Origin of the sequence: Chromobacterium sp. CV08, from assembly GCF_051129845.1 — a bacterium.
GTDB lineage: Bacteria > Pseudomonadota > Gammaproteobacteria > Burkholderiales > Chromobacteriaceae > Chromobacterium.
In genome coordinates, this window is the sequence record NZ_CP150453.1 from 3,226,160 (window position 1) to 3,243,958 (window position 17,799).

The 17,799-nt window shown below is 67.3% G+C and carries 13 protein-coding genes and 5 tRNA genes; 10 read left to right on the forward strand and 8 right to left on the reverse strand.

Annotated features, from left to right (window positions below):
* Nucleotides 1–97: 97 nt before the first annotated feature.
* Nucleotides 98–949, reverse strand: a complete 852-nt coding sequence (gene folD, locus WNM05_RS15005) for a bifunctional methylenetetrahydrofolate dehydrogenase/methenyltetrahydrofolate cyclohydrolase FolD (RefSeq protein WP_434628191.1) — start codon at nt 947–949, stop codon at nt 98–100.
* Nucleotides 950–1,175: 226 nt separating this feature from the next.
* On the opposite strand from folD, the gene WNM05_RS15010 reads away from it, so the two are divergent.
* The 6 genes from WNM05_RS15010 to WNM05_RS15035 all read left to right on the forward strand — a co-directional run bounded on the left by WNM05_RS15010 (nt 1,176) and on the right by WNM05_RS15035 (nt 2,544).
* Nucleotides 1,176–1,252, forward strand: a tRNA-Pro gene (locus WNM05_RS15010).
* Between the two features lie 18 nt (nt 1,253–1,270).
* Nucleotides 1,271–1,347, forward strand: a tRNA-Arg gene (locus WNM05_RS15015).
* Between the two features lie 28 nt (nt 1,348–1,375).
* Nucleotides 1,376–1,451: transfer RNA gene (locus WNM05_RS15020), tRNA-His, on the forward strand.
* Between the two features lie 50 nt (nt 1,452–1,501).
* Nucleotides 1,502–1,577, forward strand: a tRNA-His gene (locus WNM05_RS15025).
* 51 nt (nt 1,578–1,628) lie between these two features.
* A tRNA-His gene (locus WNM05_RS15030) sits at nt 1,629–1,704 on the forward strand.
* 165 nt (nt 1,705–1,869) lie between these two features.
* On the forward strand, nt 1,870–2,544 hold the full coding sequence (locus WNM05_RS15035; RefSeq protein ID WP_434628194.1) for a GntR family transcriptional regulator: 675 nt from the start codon (nt 1,870–1,872) through the stop codon (nt 2,542–2,544).
* Here WNM05_RS15035 and WNM05_RS15040 read toward each other — a convergent pair.
* Nucleotides 2,538–3,443: a LysR family transcriptional regulator gene (locus tag WNM05_RS15040; protein ID WP_434628197.1), complete on the reverse strand. Its 906-nt coding sequence runs from the start codon at nt 3,441–3,443 to the stop codon at nt 2,538–2,540. The two genes, WNM05_RS15035 and WNM05_RS15040, sit on opposite strands and share 7 nt — an antisense overlap.
* Nucleotides 3,444–3,544: 101 nt before the next feature.
* Here WNM05_RS15040 and WNM05_RS15045 point away from each other — a divergent pair, with 101 nt between their 5' ends.
* Nucleotides 3,545–4,384: a pirin family protein gene (locus tag WNM05_RS15045; RefSeq protein ID WP_434628200.1), complete on the forward strand. Its 840-nt coding sequence runs from the start codon at nt 3,545–3,547 to the stop codon at nt 4,382–4,384.
* On the opposite strand, the gene WNM05_RS15050 is transcribed toward WNM05_RS15045, so the two are convergent.
* From WNM05_RS15050 to WNM05_RS15070, 5 genes are all read right to left on the reverse strand, one after another.
* Nucleotides 4,363–4,824: a response regulator gene (locus tag WNM05_RS15050; protein ID WP_434628203.1), complete on the reverse strand. Its 462-nt coding sequence runs from the start codon at nt 4,822–4,824 to the stop codon at nt 4,363–4,365. The genes WNM05_RS15045 and WNM05_RS15050 overlap by 22 nt on opposite strands.
* 44 nt (nt 4,825–4,868) lie before the next feature.
* Nucleotides 4,869–9,668 (reverse strand): hemagglutinin repeat-containing protein, encoded by a 4,800-nt coding sequence (locus WNM05_RS15055; RefSeq protein ID WP_434628206.1) that lies wholly within the window; start codon nt 9,666–9,668, stop codon nt 4,869–4,871.
* 162 nt (nt 9,669–9,830) lie between these two features.
* Nucleotides 9,831–11,501, reverse strand: a complete 1,671-nt coding sequence (locus WNM05_RS15060; RefSeq protein ID WP_434628209.1) for a ShlB/FhaC/HecB family hemolysin secretion/activation protein — start codon at nt 11,499–11,501, stop codon at nt 9,831–9,833.
* A gap of 161 nt (nt 11,502–11,662) precedes the next feature.
* Complete coding sequence (gene alr / locus WNM05_RS15065; RefSeq protein WP_434628212.1) at nt 11,663–12,733, reverse strand: alanine racemase; 1,071 nt, start codon at nt 12,731–12,733, stop codon at nt 11,663–11,665.
* Nucleotides 12,734–12,736: 3 nt separating this feature from the next.
* Nucleotides 12,737–14,044: a D-amino acid dehydrogenase gene (locus WNM05_RS15070; RefSeq protein ID WP_434628215.1), complete on the reverse strand. Its 1,308-nt coding sequence runs from the start codon at nt 14,042–14,044 to the stop codon at nt 12,737–12,739.
* 139 nt (nt 14,045–14,183) lie between these two features.
* On the opposite strand from WNM05_RS15070, the gene WNM05_RS15075 reads away from it, so the two are divergent.
* From WNM05_RS15075 to WNM05_RS15085, 3 genes are all read left to right on the forward strand, one after another.
* On the forward strand, nt 14,184–14,672 hold the full coding sequence (locus WNM05_RS15075) for a winged helix-turn-helix transcriptional regulator (RefSeq protein WP_434628218.1): 489 nt from the start codon (nt 14,184–14,186) through the stop codon (nt 14,670–14,672).
* Between the two features lie 110 nt (nt 14,673–14,782).
* Nucleotides 14,783–15,910, forward strand: coding sequence for a methyl-accepting chemotaxis protein (locus WNM05_RS15080; protein WP_434628221.1), 1,128 nt, complete (start codon nt 14,783–14,785; stop codon nt 15,908–15,910).
* Between the two features lie 160 nt (nt 15,911–16,070).
* The gene (locus tag WNM05_RS15085; RefSeq protein ID WP_434628224.1) at nt 16,071–16,538 is read left to right on the forward strand and encodes a YbaK/EbsC family protein; all 468 of its coding nucleotides are present in this window, start codon (nt 16,071–16,073) and stop codon (nt 16,536–16,538) included.
* 12 nt (nt 16,539–16,550) lie between these two features.
* Here WNM05_RS15085 and WNM05_RS15090 read toward each other — a convergent pair whose 3' ends face one another.
* The gene (locus WNM05_RS15090; RefSeq protein WP_434628227.1) at nt 16,551–17,786 is read right to left on the reverse strand and encodes a flagellar assembly protein T N-terminal domain-containing protein; all 1,236 of its coding nucleotides are present in this window, start codon (nt 17,784–17,786) and stop codon (nt 16,551–16,553) included.
* Nucleotides 17,787–17,799 lie beyond the last annotated feature (13 nt).

Sequence of the window (17,799 nt, forward strand, 5' to 3'; positions counted from 1 at the left end):
CGGCAAGGCCCGGCCGCCGAAAATGAAATCGCCACAGCCCGGCGCGGCGGCCGCTGTGGCGAGCGTGCTTGCGGCCGCCGCGGGCGCGGCGTCCGGCTCAGGCGTTCAGATTGGCGGAATCCAGCGTGTTCTGCAACAGCGTCGCCACCGTCATCGGACCGACGCCACCCGGCACCGGCGTGATGAAGCCGGCGCGCTCGCGCGCGATGTCGAACTCCACGTCGCCGCACAGCTTGCCGTTGTCCAGCCGGTTGATGCCGACGTCGATGACCACCGCGCCCGGCTTGATCCACTCGCCCTTGACGAAATTGGGGATGCCGACGCCGACCACGACGATGTCGGCGGCGGCCACCTCTTCCGCCAGATTCCGCGTCGCGCTGTGGCAGACGGTGACGGTGGCGCGCGCCAGCAGCATTTCCAGCGCCTGCGGGCGACCGACGATATTGGACGCGCCGACGATCACGGCCTTCTTGCCTTTCGGGTCGATGCCGTATTCTTCCAGCAGCGTCATCACGCCGCGCGGCGTGCACGGCCGCATCAGCGGCATCTTGATCGCCAGCCGGCCGACATTATAGGGATGGAAGCCGTCGACGTCCTTTTTCGGGTCGATGCGCTCGATCACCGCCTGCGGGTCGATCTGCTCGGGCAGCGGCAATTGCACCAGGATGCCGTCTATGCCGTCGTCGGCGTTCAGGCCGTCTATGATCTCCAGCAACTGCTGCTGGCTGGCGGTGGCCGGCAGATCGTAGGCCACCGAACGGATGCCGGCCTTCTCGCAGGCCTTCTTCTTGCTGCCGACGTAAACCGCGGAAGCCGGGTTGTCGCCGACCAGCACCACCGCCAGCGCAGGCGCGCGCTTGCCCTGCAGCAGCCGTTCGCCCACGCCCTCGCTGACCTTGGTCACCAGCTTCTCCGCCACCGCCTTGCCGTCGATCAATTGTGCCGCCATGCCTCAGTCCCATCTTGATGCAATAAATGATGGCCGTCATTTTCTCATTTTTTCCACATGGCGGTAAGCCGAGCGGAAAAGAATATTTTTCTTAAGATCAAGAGAAATAAAGGAAAACCAAAAACAGCGACATTACGCATTGAAAACTCTTGCCCGAACGGCGTGAAATATTTGCTCGCAAACGTTGACAGGGCAAGGCGGCGTCCGTATAGTTGCGCTCTCTGTTCGGGGCGTAGCGCAGCCTGGTAGCGCACCTGATTTGGGATCAGGGGGTCGCGAGTTCGAATCCCGCCGCCCCGACCAGACAACATGCCCGATAGAGCGCCCGTAGCTCAACCGGATAGAGCACCGGCCTTCTAAGCCGGGGGTTACAGGTTCGATTCCTGTCGGGCGCGCCAGAATCTCTGGCAATGGCAACAAACAGTGGTGGATATAGCTCAGTTGGTAGAGTCCCGGATTGTGATTCCGGTTGTCGTGGGTTCGAGTCCCATTATCCACCCCAAAAATTCGATGCGGTCACGGTCCTGCCGTGACGGCGAACCGCTTGCGGCGGTGGATATAGCTCAGTTGGTAGAGTCCCGGATTGTGATTCCGGTTGTCGTGGGTTCGAGTCCCATTATCCACCCCAACAATTTAGATGCGGTCATGGCACTGCCGTGACGGCGAACCGCTTACGGCGGTGGATATAGCTCAGTTGGTAGAGTCCCGGATTGTGATTCCGGTTGTCGTGGGTTCGAGTCCCATTATCCACCCCAGCATCCCGAAAGCCCGACCTCGCGTCGGGCTTTTCCACATCCGGCCGACGACTTACAGATTCGCGACCAGAATGTTCATATTCCGTGCTTGCCTGAACAGTGAAGCTCCGTATAATCGAATACATTTGCATGTATCCGATTGACTGACAGATAACGATACCCACCATGACCACCCTGCAGCCGATCAAGCGCCAGACGCTTACCAGTGCCGTCACCGAATCATTGCGCCGGCGCATCCTGTCCGGCGAATTCGCCGACGGCCAACAATTGCGCCAGGAGGCGCTGTCCAACGAATACGGCGTCAGCCGGGTGCCGGTGCGCGAGGCGCTGCGCCAGCTGGAGGCGGAGGGGCTGATCCAGATCATCGACCACAAGGGCGCGCTGGTCTCCAAACTGTCGCTGGAGGACATCCTAGAATTGCTGGAAGTGCGCGCGCTGCTGGAAGGCTCGCTGCTGAAGGCCGCCATCCCCTGTCAGAGCGCGGCCGACCACGAGGCCGCCGCGCAGACGCTGCGCGAATTCGAGACCGCGCTGCACAACAACGACGTGCGTCACTGGGGCGAGATCAATTCCCGCTTCCACCTGGCCCTGTACCGCGCCGCGCGCCGCCCGAACACGCTGGCGCTGATCGAGCAACTGCACAACAAGACCGACCGCTACACCCGGATGCAGATCCTGTTCACGCGGACGATGGAACGCGCCCACGAGGAACACACCCGCTTGCTGGAGCTGTGCCGCCAGGGCCGCGCCGAGGAAGCGGCCGAATTCCTGCGCTTCCACATCCTGTCGGCCGGCCATGCGCTGGAAAGCTATCTGAAGGGCCAGCAGGCCAATCACTGAGCGCCGCCGCCCCGCCGCCAATCGGCCGCCGCGCGTCGCAAGGCCTCGGCCAGATACAGACAGGCCGGACCGGCCGAGGCCGGCTCCGCCAGTACCAGGTGCAAGGAAGCCCTGCGCACCGATCCGCTCTTCAATGGCAGCGGCTTCAGGCTGCCGTCGGCCAACTGGCGGCCTATACGGTGCCGCGCCAGCCAGCCGAAGGCCAGGCCCGCCTCCACCATCGCGATGCCGGTTTCCGGCTGCGACACCGTCCAGCGCTGATGCGCGCCCAGCCAGCCCTCGTCGCGCGGCTGCCGGCTGCCGGAATCGCGCAGCACCACCTGCACCTCGCCGCGCAGCTGCTCGCCGTCCAGCTCCGCCCCCAGGCCGTGCAGGCGATGGTGCGGAGCCGCGCAGGCGACGAATTCGGCGTCGAGCAGCCAGTCGCCGAGAAAGCCCTGCGGCACCCGCCCCGCCACCGCCAGCGCGGCGTCGCCGCGGTATAGCGCGTCGTCGGCGCCCGACATCACCACCTCGTGCAGCTGCAGCCGCGTCTCGCGGCAATGGCCGGCGAAATCGCCGCAGGCCGCCAGCATCACCTCGGCCGGCAGCAGGCTGTCCAGCGCCACCGTCAGCTCCGGCTCCCAGCCGCGCCCCAGGCTGCCGGCGCGGCGCTCCAGCTGCTCGGCGTGGCGCAGCAGCTCGCCGGCCTCGCGCAGCAGGACCTCGCCCTCCTCGGTCAGACGCATCCGCCGCCCGTCCGGCCGCAGCAACTCCACACCCAGCTGCTCGCGCAGCCTCGCCACCGCGTAGCTGACGGCGGACTGGCTGCGATGCAGCCGCTCGGCCGCCCGGGCGAAACCGCCCTCCTCCACGATGGCCTGCAATACCTGCCACTGCTCCAGCGTCGTCCTCGGCATATTCGTATCTGATTTTTCGATCAATAACAGCTGAATTTTGCGCTTTTTTATCTGATTTTTCACTGCGAAAATTCAGGCGTAGACATACCAGGAGAAGCGAAATGAGCAAGATCAGCCGAAAAGTGGAACAAGTGGTAGGCGGACGCGAGGTATCGGACGGCGCCGGCGTGCGCCTGCTGCGGGTGCTGAACCAGCCTCAGCAGCGCCGGCTCGACCCCTTCCTGATGCTGGACGAATTCCGCTCCGACAATCCGGACGACTATATCGCCGGCTTCCCCAGCCATCCGCACCGCGGCTTCGAGACGGTGACCTATATGCTGGACGGCCGGATGCGCCATCGCGACAATGCCGGCAACGAGGGCCTGCTCGGGCCCGGCGGCCTGCAATGGATGACCGCCGGCCGCGGCATCGTCCACTCCGAGATTCCGGAGCAGCAGGACGGACTGATGCATGGTTTCCAGCTGTGGATCAACCTGCCCGCAGCCGACAAGATGACGGCGCCCGGCTACCGCGACATCCCGGCGGACGACATTCCGCAATGGCGCGACGAGGCCGGCAACGCGATCAAGCTGCTGGCCGGCCGCTTCGACGGCAGGGTCGGTCCGGTGGAGCGGCCTCGCACCGAACCGCTGTACCTGGACCTGGCGCTGCCGGCCGGCAATGCCGTCTGGCTGCCGCTGCCGGCCGGCCACCACGCCTTCGTCTATCTGTACCAGGGCCGGCTGGAAGCGGCCGGCAGCCCGGTGGCGGCGCGGCAGATGGCGGTGCTTGGCGATGACGGGGACGGCGTGGCGCTGCTCAACGGCGACGCGGAAAGCCGGCTGCTGCTGCTGGCGGCGAAACCGCTTGACGAGCCCATCGTGCAATGGGGGCCGTTCGTGATGAACAGCCGGGAACAGATAGAGGAGGCGATGGCGGACTACAGCGAAGGCAGGTTCTGACCGCCGCTCAGGCAGGCGTCTATCATCTGCCTGAGTTCTTCCAGACGGAAGGGCTTGATCAACATGCCGTCCATGCCGGCGTCCCGGCAGCGCTGCCTATCCTCGGTGAAGGCGCTGGCCGTCATCGCGACGATGCGCGGCTGCCAGGCCAGATCGCTGGCCCGGATCAGCCGCGTCGCCTCCAAGCCGTTCATCACCGGCATTTGCACATCCATCAGGATCAGCCGATAAGCGCCGACGCGCGCCATCTCCACCGCCTGCAGCCCGTCCTCGGCCTGGTCGGCGGCCAGTGCCAGCCACTCCAGCATCTGTTCCAGCAGCGCCCGGTTCAACGGATTGTCTTCGACCAGCAATATGCTGGCTGTCTCGTCCGACGCCATGCCTCCCCCGATATGAAACAGCGGCGGCGCATTCCCGCCGCCGCCGCCGTCTTTCAGCATAGCTCAAGCGGACGACAGGCCAAGCCTGCCGTCCTTTTCCGCGCTCAGCCTCCCGACTTCACCGCGCCCGCCACCGTCTGGTCCTGGCCGTTGCGCTCGACATGGATCAGCGGCATCTTGCCGGCCCCGATGTCCTGCGCCGCCTGCTGCACGATGGCCGCCGGCGAGCCGTCCAGCTTGACGCCGCCGCTGTCGGACTGGGTATGGGTCCGGATGTCGCTGGCGTCCACCTTGGCATCGCCCAGATTCACCTTGCCGCCGCCGGAAGCGATCTGGCCGCCGACCAGCTGCACCTTGCCGCCCACGGACAGATTGACGCCGCCGTCGCCGTTGATGGCGCTGGCGCTGCCGACGCTGTCATCCTTCTTGACGGCCACGTCGATGACGCCGGACAGCTGGGTGCCCTTGTCCTGCGGATTCAGCAGCTTGTCCTTCAGCGTGGCGCCGGCCTGCTGCCGCGCGCCGTCGATCAGCCCAGGCTTGGCGTCGCCGGCCGCTTGGGCGCCCTGCAGCTTGTCGGCCGCGGCGTTGACCGCCTCGGTCGCCTTGTCCTTCGCCGCGCCGGCCAGCGGACCGGCCAGGCCGGCGGCCTGATCGACGACGCTGGGGTTCTTGGCGTCGGAACGGCTGACGTTCAGGCCCACGTCGACATGGCTGCCGTTGTTGCGGTCCTGCTGGCTCTGCACGACGACATTGCCGCCGACGCTGCCGTCCACCTTGCCGCCGTTGATGTCGGCGCCGGCCAGCGTCAGCTGGCCGTCGGCCTTGACCTTGACCTGGTCGGCCTTGACCGTGGCGTTGGCATTGGCGAGCTTGTCCTGCTGATCGACCTTGACGTCGAAGCCGCCGCCCACCTGATAGGTCTTGCCGGCGCCGTCGGCCTTGGCCTGGCCGCTCGCGTCCTTGGCCGCGCTGCTGTTGGCGCCGCCGCCCAGATTGACGCCGGCGCTCCAGTCATTGCGCTGGCTGCCGTTCTGAGCCGATTGTAGGCTGATGCCGCCGTTGTCGGCCGTCAGCTCCACCGTCTTGCCGGACAGCTGGCCGCCCTGTACGGACACGGCGTTGTTGCCGGTGGCGCCGGCGCCGACGCTCAGCGTGCCGCCCGCCGTCGCCTGCGTGCCGGCTTGGGTGGCGCTGGACTCGTTCTGGCTGGACAGCTGGACACCGCCGCCGACATTGAAGCCCTGGCCCGACGCGTCCTTGCCCTTGCTGTTGCTGCCGCCGGCGTTGACGCTGAAGCCCCAGCCGTTGCCGGTCTTGCTGTCGCTGCCGGTCGCGGCCTGCAGGCTGACCTTGCCGTCGGACTGCAGCTTGACGTCGCCGCCGCCGGAGAGGCTGCCGCCCTGCACGGTCAGGCCGTTGCCGGACGTCAGCGCGATGCCGCCGGCCGCCTGCACCGAACCGGCCGCGGCCTGGCTGGAGGCGGTCTGGCTCTGCTGGCTGTTCACCGCCAGATTGCCGCTGCCGCCGAGCTTGCTGCCGCCGTCTATCGGACTGGTGCTGACGCCGATGCCGACCGATACGCCGACGCTGCGCTGCTGGCTGCTGGCGGTGTTGTCGGCCTGGCTCAGGCTCAGCTTGCCGCCGGCCTGCACATTGGCCTGGCCGCTGCCGCCGTTGATGTTCGCGCCCTGGTAGGACGCGTCGTTGTTGACCTGCACGTTGACGCCGCCGGCCGACACGATGGAGCCGGTCACCGCCGTGCTGGACGCGCTCTGGCTGCTGCTATAGCTGCCCTGGCCGCTGCCCTTGACGTTGACGTCCTCGCCGGTGGTCGTATAGACGCGCACGGTGGCGCCGCCTTCGCTCGCCTGGCTGCTCTGGCTCCGGGTATTGGCCACCGCCGTCATCTGCTGGCTGTCGGCGCTGATGCTCACCTGGCCTTGGCTTGCCTGGTACTGGGTCGCCTGGTCCTTCAGCGCGCCGCCGGCGGCCACATTGACCGAGGCGCCCCCGATGCTGGTGACCTGCGCCGTGCTGCTCTGGCTCTGCGACTTCGAGCTGCCGCCGGTGACGGCGACGTCCACGCCCAGATTGGCCGCGCCCAGGTTCGCCGCCTGTCCGGCCGCGCCGGACACGTCGCCCTTGGCCACGCTGGCGCCGGCGTTGACGACCGGACGGGTCAGGCCGCTGTAGTCGACATTGGCGCCGACGTCGACGCCCCAATGGCTGCCGCTTTGCTGGGTGGACTGCTGGCTGAGCGCCGCCTGGTTGCTGACGTCGCCGGCGGCGATGCTCACCGCGCCGCCCGCCTGGATCTGGCTGCCCTGGTTCTGCACGCTGCCCATGCCGTTGCCGGCGGTGATGTCCAGCTTGCCGCCGGCCTTGACCGCGCTCACCTGGGCGACGCTGCCGTCGACGACGGTGCGGCTGCCGGTCTGGCCGAATTCGACGCCGGCGCCGGTCTTGTCCAGGCCGCCGGTCAGATAGAGGCCGCCGCCGCTGACGGTGCTGTCCTTGTCGCTGTGGCTGGTGGCCTGCGCCGCGTTCAGGCTGACGTTCTGGCCGGACAGGCTGGCGTCGCCGCCGCTTTCCAGCTTGGAGCCGCTCAGCGTCAGATCGTTGCCTGCCGCCAGCTTGACGCTGCCGCCGGCCAGCTGCGAGCCGGTCTGGGCGGTCTGGTCCAGCTGTTGATCGGTGCTGTCATGTTCCAGCCGCACGCCGCCGCGGTACTGCTTGTCGCCGGTTTCGGCGCCGACGCCGCGCAGCGCCAGCTGGGTGTCGCTGGACTGGCTGTGCGTCTCGGCCGCCTGGCTGGCCACCTTGATGTCGCCGACCGCCTGGATGTTCAGCGCCTGCGCCGCCTTGAGCAGGCTGCCGGTCACCGCCACGTCGCCGGCGGAGATCAGCTGCAGCTCGGCGTCGGACTTCAGCGCCGAGCCGACCGCGGTCTCTTGGCTGCTGCTGCCCTTGCTGGAACTGCTGGTGATGTTGAAGGCGGTGCCGGTGCGCTGGTCGGTGCGGGTCTGGGTCAGATCCAGCGCGCTGTCGATGACGACGCCGCCGGACCGGGTCTTGGCGTACGCGCCCTGCGCGCCCTTGGCCTGGCTGCCGTTGATGGCGATGCCGGCGTCGCCGTTGATGAACAGCTTGCCGCCGGCATTGACGGCGCTGCCGGTGTTGACGGTGGCGCTGCTGCTGTTGTTCTGCTTGCCGCCGCCGCCTATGCCGCCCCAGTAGGTCTTGCCGTTCTGCGTGCTGCTGCTGTTGGCGCTGGTCTGCGCGGCCAGCGTGGTCTTGCCCTGCGACGACAGGATGGCGTCGCCGCCGGCTTGCAGCACGCCCGCCTGGGCGTCGATGTCGCCGCTGGCGCTGACCCCCAGCGCATTGCCGGCGCGCAGCTGCGCCTGCACCAGACGCTGCTGGCTGCTGCTGTTGTTCCAGCTGCCGGTTTCCAGCGCCGCGCCGTCGTTCTTGCGGTTGCCGACGTCGCTGCTGGTGTCGGTCTCGCTCAGCGCCGACAGCCGGACGCCGCCGGTCGCGCCCAGCTTCAGATTGTTGCCGGCCTGCACGCTGGCGCCGGCGACGGCGATGTCGCCGCCGGTGGCGACGACGGTCGCGTCGCGGCCGGCCTTGATCCGTGCCACCGACTGCTGCTGGGTCGTGCTGTTCTGTTCCTGGTTGTACGCCCAGGCGTTCTTCCAGGCGTGGTCGCTGCTGCTGCTGCCGCTTTGCGCCAGCTGGCCGTCCAGATTGACGCTGGCGCCGGACAGCTGCACGTCCTGGCCCTGGATGTCGGCGGCGCCGACATGGGCGTTGCCGCCGGCGCTGACCGTTACGCTGTCGCCCTGCAGCGAGGCGCGCTTGACGCTGGCATCGGTCTTGCTGGACGTGCTGTTGCTCTCGCCGGTCTTCCAGATGAACCAGCTTTCGTCGTGCTTGCCGTCCTTGCCGGTTTCGCTGTCGACGCGGCCGGAGATGTCGACGCTGGCGCCGCTCAGCGCCAGCTGTTTGCCCTTAAGCTGGGCGGCCTGAACCGAAAGCGCGCCGGCCGAGCCGATGGTCAGTTCGTCGCCGCCGGCCAGGTTGCCGCCGACATTGACGCCGGCGCCCGCGGCGGTGCTGACGATATTGATGCGGCCGGCCTGCATGGCGCCGAGGAAATAGCTGTCCAGCTTGCCGACGCCATCCGGCGTCCGGGCGGTGGCCGTCACCTGGCCGCCGGCGTAGTCTACGGTGTTGAAGCCGGCGCGGACGCGGATGGCGTCGGCGGCGGAGACATTGGCGCGGACGTCCAGCCGCGGGGCGATCAGGTCCAGCACATTGACGCCGGAGGCGCCGCCGCCGGAAATGCTCAGCGCGTTGCCGTTATTGGCGGCCTGCAGCGAGGCGATGGCGCCGTCCTGCAGATTGGCCGTGCCCACCAGCAGCGAGGCGCGGGGAATGTTGATGAAGCCGCAGCCGTCGCAGGCGATGCCGTTCGGGTTGGCCAGCACGTAGTCTGCGGCCTTGCCGAACACTTCCTGCTTGCCCAGGAGCAGCGAGGGATTGCGGCTGACCACTTCGTTCAGGATCACGCTGGCCTGATTGCCGCCGAGCTGGGCATTGGCGCCGAGCTGGCCCGCCAGCTGGGACTGGCCGGCCTGCAGCGCGTTGTTGAACACCGCGCCGGGTTTGCCGACGTTGAAATCCTGGTACTGGTTGACCGACACGCCGGCCGCCGTCGGCGCGACGATGTTGATCACCTGGGCGCCGTTGCCGGCGGTGGATATCTGCGGCTGCGCGCCGCTGCCGCCTGCGGCCGCGATGCCGCCGGCCGAGGCCGCCTCGGCCACCACGAAAGCCAGCGTCAGCGCCGCCGCCACCCTGCCCGTCGTCGACAGGCCGAACCTTGTTTTTTTCATCATCATTGCCCTCGAATCCAACATCGTGTGCCGCGTTATCGGTCGCGGCCTATTCAAACAATTGTTTGATTTGGAATCTAAGGCTTTTTTTAAATCAATTCAATTGAAATGCATTTTTACAATGATGTGAATTTTATTTTCGTTTCATTTACAACACAGCGCTCACCACTGCCAGTTCAAGCGGGCGAACAGGATGCGGCCCTCCGGCACCCAGCCCGAGGGCCGGCGCAACGGCCGGCTGTAGTCGAGGTCCAGCGTCAGGCCGCCGCGCGCCAGCGCGACGCCGACGTCGGCGCCGGCGATGTCCTGCCAGGTCTCGCCGCCGCCGCGCATCAGCGCGCGGCCGCCGTCCAGCCCCAAGCGCGGCGTCACGCTGAAGCCGCCGTACTGCAGACGTTTCGACAGCGTGTTGCGCCAGTACCAGCCGGTTTCCGCCGCCAGCGAGTTGTTGCGGAAGCCGCGCACCGCGCCGGCGTCGGCGACGTCCAGCTGTTCGACGCCCGGCAGCGGGTCGCGGCTGGCCTGCCCTGCCAGCGAGCTCTGCAGCTGGTACGGTCCGCCCGGCAGGCGCAGCGCGCCATACCAGCTGACGGCCAGCTTCAGTTTGAGGAATTGCGGATTCGGCAGGCCGGGAAAACGGCCGTCCTGAGCGTCGGCGCCCAGCCAGCGGGTACCGCGCTGCAGATTGCCGTCCAGTTGCAGCAGCCCGCCGGGCAGGATCAGCATCTGCGACAGCCCGCCTTCCAGCACCGTCAGGCTGGGGCTGCTGATCGCCAGTTGGGCGTCCTGGAAATAGTTGCGCACCCGTTTCTGCGTCAGTTGCAGCTCGGCGCTCAGGATATGGCCCTGGTCGCGCGCCAGCACCCTGTCCAGCCGGACGCCGCCTTGGGCGGTGTTGCCGGACAGCTCGATCGTGCCGAACTGCAGCCGCTGCGGATTCAGATAGTCGGCGCGGCTGGCGAAGGCGCTGAAGGTCCAGTAGCCGTAAGGCAGCGAGTAGAACAGCGATTCGCTGCGGCTGTGCCGCAGCGACGGCTTGTCGGTGGTGGTCTGCGCCGACAGGCTGAGAAAGTCGGACCAGCCGGCGGCGTTGTCCCAGTTCAGGCTGGCGCCTGCCTGGGTCCGGCCGGTGCCTGCGCGTCCGGCATTGTCCAGCGACAGCGCGCCGGAAAAGCGAGGATCCGGCTGATTGTGCAGTTGCAGGATGGAGTCGCCGGCCGCGTCCCCGGGCAGCACGTCCACCGTGACGTGGTTGGAGCGCAGCCGATTGGCCTGATCCAGGCCCTGGTCCAGATCGCGGACGCTCAGCGGCGCGCCGGCCATGCCGGGGAATAGATTGCCGGGACGCGGCGCGGCGTCGTCGGCGCGGATCGCCGCCACCCTGCCCTCGGCCACCTGCAGCGTCAGCACGCCGCGCGCGTCCGGCCCGCGGGCCAGCACCCGCGCCGCGATATAGCCGCGGCTCAGATACAGCGCGGTCAGCGCGCGGCTGAAGCGGTTCAGTTCGGCCACGTCCAGGCAATCGCCGCGCGGCAGGCCCAGCGCCGCCACCTCGGCGCGGCTCAGCAGCGTGATGCCGGCCAGCCGCAAGCCCGTCACCGGCAGGCAGGCCGCGCCGGACAGCGGCGGCGGCGCCTCGGCGGGCGCGACGCTCGGCCCGCTCTCGATCTGGCGCAGCTTCTGCTGGCGGATCAGTTCGTCGAAGCGCCGGTCGCTGTCCTGCAACTGGCGGCGGGCGTCGCCGCCGCCGAGCAGCTCAGGCGGCGGCGGTTCGGCCCGGCCGCACGGCGCCAGCGCCAAGGCAGCCAATGCCGCAATGGAAAGATGTTTCATCGTGGTTCTATCGCGCGGCGCGTCGGCCGGCCATCGGCGGATTGAGTCAATAAGCGCGGCAGATTAAAGCACATTTGGATAGACCGGCCCAAGTCCCGTGGCCATGGGCAAAACAAAGGCCCGGCGATGCCGGGCCTGTCGTCCGCCGCGCGAGTCCGCGCTCAGCGGTAGTCGAAACGCGCGCGCTTGACGTTGCACAACGGCTCGTAGCCTATCGTGCCGGCATGGGCCGCCACCTCGTTGACCGATATCGCGTCGCCCCACAGCTCCACCTCGCTGCCGATGCCGGCCTCGGGCAGATCGCTCAGATCCACCGTCAACATGTCCATCGACACCCGGCCGATCAAGCGCGTGCGACGGCCGTCCACCAGCACCGGGCTGCCGGTGGACGCCCGGCGCGGATAACCGTCGGCATAGCCGCAGGCCACCAGGCCGACACGGGTCGGCCGCTCGGTGACATAGTTGTCGCCGTAGCCTATCGGCTCGCCGGCGGCCAGCTCGCGCACGCCGAACACCTTGCTGGAAAACCGCATCACCGGACGCAGCGCGTCGCCCTGTCCGAAACCGGCCGGCAGCGGCGTCACGCCGTACAGCGCGATGCCGACGCGGCCCCAGTTGCGCTGGGCGCGCGGGTGGCACAGGATGCCGGCCGAGTTGGCGACCGACTCGTCGCCGGCCGGCAGGCCCTTCACCGCGGCGTCGAAAGCCTCCAGCTGGGCGAAAGTCATCGGGATTTCAGGCTCGTCGGCGCGGGCGAAGTGCGTCATCTTGGTGATGCTGCCCGCCTTGCCGCTGGCTGCCAGCCTGTGCCAGGCCGCATGGTAGTCTCCCGGCAGGAAGCCCTCGCGGTGCATGCCGGAATCCAGCATCAGCCAGACATCGAACGGGCGGGACGGACTCGATTGTTCGATCATGCGCAGCTGCTCCTCGCCGGTGACGGCCAGCCACAGGCCGTGCTCGTCCACCGCCTGCAGTTCCTCGGCTTCGAACACCCCCTCAAGCAGCAGGATCGGTTGGGCGATGCCGGCGGCGCGCAGCTCCAGCGCCTCCTCCAGGCAGGCGACGGCGAAACCGTCGGCGAGATCGGCCAGCGCGCGCGCGCAGCGCACGGCGCCGTGGCCGTAGGCGTTGGCCTTCAGCACCGCCAGCGTCTTGTCGCCGTGGGCGGCGCGCGCCAGCAGGTAATTGTGGCGCAGATGGTCCAGCCGTATCGTCGCGATCAACGGACGCATGCCTCAGGCCCCTTGCACCGCCGGACGGATCACCGGCACCACCAGGGTCTCGCCTTGCTTGGCGTAACGCTGCATCGACAGGCCGTCGACGCTGATTTCCGGCTTGGCGCCGGTGATCAGGTCGGCCAGCACCTTGCCGGAGCCGGCGCACATGGTCCAGCCCAGCGTGCCGTGGCCGGTGTTCAGCGACAGGTTGGCGTAGCGGGTGCCGCCGACGATGGGCGTGCCGTCCGGCGTCATCGGACGCAGGCCGGTCCAGAACGAGGCCGCCTTGATGTCGCCGCCGTTCGGATACAGATCGCCGACCACCATTTCCAGCGTTTCGCGGCGGCGCGGGTTCAGTCCCAGATTGTAGCCGGACAGCTCGGCCATGCCGCCGACGCGGATGCGGTTGTCGAAACGGGTGATCGCCACCTTGTAGGTCTCGTCCAGTATCGTCGAAGTCGGCGCGCCGGCCGGATTGGTGATCGGCACCGTCAGCGAGTAGCCCTTGACCGGGTAGACCGGGATGTCTATGCCCAGCGCCTTGACCAGATCGCGCGAGTAACTGCCCATCGCCACCACGTAGTGGTCGGCGCGCAGCGTCTCTTCGCCGACGCGGACGCCGGTGATGCGCTTGCCGTCGCTCTCGATCGCGTCGACGGTGACGCCGAAGCGGAACGCCACGCCCTTCTCGCGCGCCAGTTCGGCCAGACGGCTGGTGAACAGATTGCAATCGCCGGTTTCGTCATTGGGCAGCTGCAGGCCGCCGGCCAGCTTGTGCTTGACCGCCGCCAGCGCCGGCTCGACGCGGGCGCAGCCGTCCGGGTCCAGCACATTGAAATCGACGCCGCATTCGCGCAGCACGGCGATGTCCTTGGCCATGCCGTCTACCTGGGCCTGACTGCGCAACAGTTGCAGCGTACCGCCCTGGCGCCCTTCGTACTGCAGGCCGGTCTCGGCGCGCAATTCCTTGATCTTGTCGCGGCTGTATTCGGCCAGCCGCATCATGCGGCCCTTGTTGACGGCGTAGGCCTTCTCGTTGCAGTTGGCCAGCATTTTGGCGATCCACTGCAGCTGGTACAGGCTGCCGTCCGGCGTGATGGCCAGCGGCGCGTGGCGCTGGAACATCCACTTCAGGCCCTTCAACGGAATGCCGGGCGCGGCCCACGGCGCCGAGTAGCCCGGCGAGATCTGGCCGGCGTTGCCGAAGCTGGTCTCCAGCGCCACGCCGTCCTGACGTTCCAGCACCGTCACCTGGCAGCCCGCCTTGGCCAGATACCACGCGGTGGACACGCCCAGAACGCCGCCACCCAGCACGATTACCTTCATGATTCCGTCTCCGTTTGTAGCCCAGTCGCTACGCCTAGTGAATTTCGCCAGTATATTCATTGACCTCTGGTTTTTTTCACTGAAATTGACGAGAATCAAAAGATTGATATGGTATTTTTATGATCAAGACAGTGAAAACATGAAGACAATCACCACCACCGGCAAGGCGCTGGACAAGATGGACCGCAAAATACTGCGCATCCTGCAGAAGAACGGCCGCATCGCGATGACCGAGCTGGCCGAGAAAGTCGGCCTGTCCACCACCCCGTGCACGGAACGGGTCCGCCGGATGGAGCGCGACGGCATCATCGAGGGCTATTACGCCCGCCTGAATCCGCAGGCGCTCGGCGGCGCGCTGCTGGTCTTCGTCGAGATCAAGCTGGAAGCCAAGTCCGGCAACATCTTCGACGCCTTCCGCCGCGAGATCATGAGCATCCCGGAAATCCTGGAATGCCATCTGGTGTCCGGCGATTTCGACTACCTGATCAAGGCCCGCATCGCCGACATGTCGATGTACCGCAAGCTGCTCGGCGACATCCTGTTGCAGCTGCCGTCGGCCAAGGAATCGAAAAGCTATGTGGTGATGGAGGAGGTCAAGGAGACCCTGCAACTGCCGCTGAAAGAATAAAAATCGATTCATTTCGCTCCCCGGTCCTCAAAGGGCTTGCATTCCCGGCACGCATCAGCCAAACCACAAACAGCAGGAATCCAGTAGAAGCACGTAGTCGGGAGATGGGAATGTTTGGTTTCGGAAAGACGGCGGACAAGGCCGAGGAGGCGGCGCGCCGGGTGCGCCAGCTGGAAAGCGTGCTCGATCATGCGGACAATCTGATCATGTTGTGCGACACCAGCCGCGACAACGTGATCTTCTACATGAACAAGACGGCGCACGAGGCCTTGCGGCACCACCGCGAGATGATGAACCAGAAATTCCGTCCCGGCGTCGACGTCGACCAGGCGGACGGCCGCAGCATCCACCAGTTCCACCGCGATCCGGAACACAATCGCCGCATCCTGGCCGATCTTGCCAGCCGCAAGATCGAACAGCACACGGCGATGATCCCGGTCGGCGAGGTGATGTTCAAGACCAAGGTCTTCCCGATCTGGGACTCCGCCCATCCCGACCAGCTGCTGTGCTTCATGGCCAGCTTCCAGGACGTGTCCGCCGAAATCCGCGCCCAGGAACTGCAGGATGAAGGCAACCAGCGCCGCGAATTCCTCGAGGCCCGCATCAACGAATTGTCGGAAAACATGCAGGCGATGAGCGCCACGATACAGAACGTGGCGGTGCAGACCACGTCGGCGTCGGAGTCGGCGAAGCTGATGCTGGACGAAGGCCGCAAGGGCGCGACCATCGTCAGCGAAACCAGCGGCAGCATGAAGAACGTCGGCGGCATGGTGCGCGGCACCGCCGACAGCCTGGAGTCGCTGGGCCGGCGCTCGGAGACCATAGGCCAGATCGTCGGCGTGATCAAGGACATCGCCGACCAGACCAATCTGCTGGCGCTGAACGCCGCCATCGAGGCCGCCCGCGCCGGCGAGATGGGCCGCGGTTTCGCCGTGGTGGCCGACGAGGTGCGCAAGCTGGCCGAGCGCACCACCAAGGCCACCCAGGAAATAGGCGACATGATCCGCGACATCCAGAACGAGGTGAAGCAGAATGTCGAGGCCATCGAACAGGGCCGCCAGCAGGTCGACGCCACCGAGAGCGACTTCCTGCGCGCCGAGCAGGCGCTGGCGACCATAGTCGGCGAGATCAACAATATGCGCGACTTCGTCGTGCAGATCGCCAACGCAGCGGAGGAACAGGCCGCCACCTCGCAGGACATCGCCGACAAACTGACCGAGATCGTCCGCCAGCCCTGAGAGCCTGTTGCGGCATCGGCCATCTCTGCCGGATGCAGGGCGCCCAAAGCGGCCGGCGCAGACCTTGCGCCGGGGCGTTTTTCCCGCGCCCGCCGAATCTGGCGCCATGGCTTCTGATCGGCAATAATGGACCGACCATCATTCCCGACGAGAACCGCCGATGAGCCTGGAATCGGTCAAAGCCTTCTTCGCCGCCCGCCAAGCGGACATCGCCATCATCGAGCTGGACGTCAGCACCGCCACCGTCGCGGAAGCCGCGGCCGCCCATGGCGTCGAGCCGGGACGCATCGCCAAGACGCTGGCCTTCCGCCTCGCCGACGGCCGCGACGTGATCCTGGTGGCGCGCGGCGACGCCCGCATCGACAACCGCAAGTTCAAGGACGCTTTCGGCAAGGGCAAGATGCTGCCGCCCGAGGAGGTGGAAGCCATCACCGGCCATCCGGTCGGCGGCGTCTGCCCCTTCGGTCTCGCGCGCGAGCTGCCGGTCTATCTGGACCAGTCCATCCGGGCTTTCGACGAGGTATTGCCGGCCGCCGGCGCGGTGCACAGCGCGGTGCGCATCAGTCCGGCGCAGCTTGGGGAAGTCACCGGCGGCGAATGGGTGGATGTCTGCCAGGCTTTTGCCTGAGACGCCGCCGTCTCAGCGGCTGCTGGGCACGAAGCGGACGTAATCGCCCTCGCGCACCGGCTGCCGATTGCTCTGCACGACGGCGATCGAGAAGTTGGGCTGCACCTGGACCAGCGAGATGTCGCCGTTCAGGCTCTCCGGCACCCCGAGATCCAGGCTGGTGATCAGGTCCCGCACCGGCTGACCCGACGAACGCTTGTACAGCAGCAGCTTGTCGCCGACCGCCATGCCGTCGAGCAGACCGGCGTTGATGTAGACGCGCTTGCCCTCCAGCCTCACCACGCGGGCCGAGAACGGGATGCAGGAAATGATGTCGTCGACGCGCTGGGCGGCCTGGTCCATCAAGCGGTTCACCAGCTTGCCGTAATCGGTTTCCCAGAACGCTGTCGACGCGAACGGCTTCGGCAGCTTGGGCACCACCTCGCCCTTGGCCTCGCCGCTGACGCGCTCGTTCGCCAGCAGCGAGCCGGTCAGGCCGTCGTAGATCCACAATTCCATGTCGAACTGGCGCTCGGTCGGCGCGTACTTGACGCCGCCGCCGAACATGCCGGAGAACGGCCCGTTGTAGATCGCGCTCTGCTGGCTGGTGTTGTTCGACTCGTAGATCGACGGGCGGGTGTTCTTGTCGGTGACCGAGGTGGACAGCACCCGGCCCGCCACGACGAATTGCACGCCCTCGCGCAGGCCCAGCTGGCTGGCGATGTCGCGGCCGGCGGACGGCTCGGCGATGCGGCTGTCGGCCAGCACCGAGATGGTGTTGGCGTCGCGCACCAGCAGCATGGGATTGCGCGACAGCCGGCGCGACAGCTCGGTCGGCAGCCCGGTCGCCAGGCTGCTCAGATCGGAGGCCTCGGCCGGGCGGTCGACGTTGAAGTAGGTGGTGACCAGCCGGCGCCGCAGCGAGCGGCCCGGCGGCATCGCGCAGGCCGGATCGCGGCTGCGGGCCGGGGCGGCGGCCGGATTGCCGGTATCGACCGAGATCTGCACATGGTAGAGATTGCCTTGCCGATACTCTTTCAGCACCTTGACCGCGCCCTGCACCGGACCGGACGCGGTCAGCGTGCCGGATTCGCCGGCGCCGCCGTTCTCCAGCACCTGGGCCGACTCGATCCGGGCGCCCTTGCGTATCGCCAGCAGCTTCAAGGCGTCACGGATCGCCATGTCCCGCGCCGCGACCGCGCCGTTGTCCAGCGGCGCCACGCCCTCGGCGTTCAGTATCTCGGCGGCGGCCGGACCGCTGAAAAACAATGCCGCCGCAACC

Bases quoted from the DNA above. Each gene is read 5' to 3' on its own strand.
- WNM05_RS15055 (WP_434628206.1), bottom strand. From the start codon at position 9,668: ATGAAAAAAACAAGGTTCGGCCTGTCGACGACGGGCAGGGTGGCGGCG.
- WNM05_RS15035 (WP_434628194.1), top strand. From the start codon at position 1,870: ATGACCACCCTGCAGCCGATCAAGCGCCAGACGCTTACCAGTGCCGTC.
- WNM05_RS15080 (WP_434628221.1), top strand. From the start codon at position 14,783: ATGTTTGGTTTCGGAAAGACGGCGGACAAGGCCGAGGAGGCGGCGCGC.
- WNM05_RS15050 (WP_434628203.1), bottom strand. From the start codon at position 4,824: ATGCTGAAAGACGGCGGCGGCGGCGGGAATGCGCCGCCGCTGTTTCAT.
- WNM05_RS15075 (WP_434628218.1), top strand. From the start codon at position 14,184: ATGAAGACAATCACCACCACCGGCAAGGCGCTGGACAAGATGGACCGC.
- WNM05_RS15070 (WP_434628215.1), bottom strand. From the start codon at position 14,044: ATGAAGGTAATCGTGCTGGGTGGCGGCGTTCTGGGCGTGTCCACCGCG.
- WNM05_RS15045 (WP_434628200.1), top strand. From the start codon at position 3,545: ATGAGCAAGATCAGCCGAAAAGTGGAACAAGTGGTAGGCGGACGCGAG.
- folD (WP_434628191.1), bottom strand. From the start codon at position 949: ATGGCGGCACAATTGATCGACGGCAAGGCGGTGGCGGAGAAGCTGGTG.
- WNM05_RS15040 (WP_434628197.1), bottom strand. From the start codon at position 3,443: ATGCCGAGGACGACGCTGGAGCAGTGGCAGGTATTGCAGGCCATCGTG.
- alr (WP_434628212.1), bottom strand. From the start codon at position 12,733: ATGCGTCCGTTGATCGCGACGATACGGCTGGACCATCTGCGCCACAAT.
- WNM05_RS15085 (WP_434628224.1), top strand. From the start codon at position 16,071: ATGAGCCTGGAATCGGTCAAAGCCTTCTTCGCCGCCCGCCAAGCGGAC.
- WNM05_RS15060 (WP_434628209.1), bottom strand. From the start codon at position 11,501: ATGAAACATCTTTCCATTGCGGCATTGGCTGCCTTGGCGCTGGCGCCG.